The sequence below is a fragment of the Alcanivorax sp. HI0044 genome, from assembly GCF_001634945.1.
This window is the reverse complement of sequence record NZ_LWEZ01000437.1, coordinates 1-691: the sequence shown is the minus strand read 5'-3', so window position 1 is coordinate 691 and position 691 is coordinate 1. Positions and strand designations below refer to the sequence as shown.

Sequence of the window (691 nt, the reverse complement as noted above, 5' to 3'; positions counted from 1 at the left end):
GCACAACGGCCTGATAGCGTTTTTGCACCGTGCGAAGCTGGAATAGCCGGCTCAGTCTGCTTTGCGCCTGGGCGGTGAGAGCAAACACCATGATCCCCGAGGTATCTAGGTCCAAACGATGTACCAGGCGAATGTCTGCATACTGGGCCTGCAAGCGGCGGACCGCGCAATCCTTGTTCTCCGGCGCACGGCCAGGAACGCTTAACAGGTATGCGGGTTTGTTGATCAGCAGAATGTGGGCATCCCGATACACCGTCCCCACGCGCTCGTGGCACAGGGGGACAATGTAGTAGGACGCATTGTCAGCCCCAGAGGATGTGGAAGACATCGCTGTACTGTTCGGCAAAGTGGACGGTGAGTCCCTGTTTCAAGTAGTCGGGCAGTTCATCAAAATCCCGACGGCAGGCCTCCGGAAGAATCACTTCCTTGATCCCCACGCGGCGTGCCGCAATGACTTTTTCGCGGATGCCGCCAACCGCCAATATTTGACCGGTGAGGGTCAGCTCCCCGGTCATGGCAACCTTGCGCGGTACCCGTTTTTTCATCAGCAACGAGAGCAGGGCGGTGGCCATGGTGACGCCGGCACTGGGCCCATCTTTGGGCGTAGCCCCTTCAGGTACATGCAGGTGCAGGAAGGCCTCATCGAGCTGCGCCGGATCCAGGGAAAACTGCGCCAGATTACTCGCCACGT

The 691-nt window shown here is 59.0% G+C and carries 2 protein-coding genes; both read right to left on the bottom strand.

Annotation, left to right across the window (positions count from 1 at the left end):
- A partial coding sequence (locus A3730_RS05370) for a pseudouridine synthase (protein WP_231883855.1) occupies positions 1-328 on the bottom strand: 328 nt, incomplete at its 3' end.
- Positions 303-691, bottom strand: a 389-nt coding sequence (locus tag A3730_RS05365; RefSeq protein WP_304439466.1) for a S16 family serine protease, incomplete at its 5' end; no start/stop codon positions are given. The genes A3730_RS05365 and A3730_RS05370, both read right to left, overlap by 26 nt.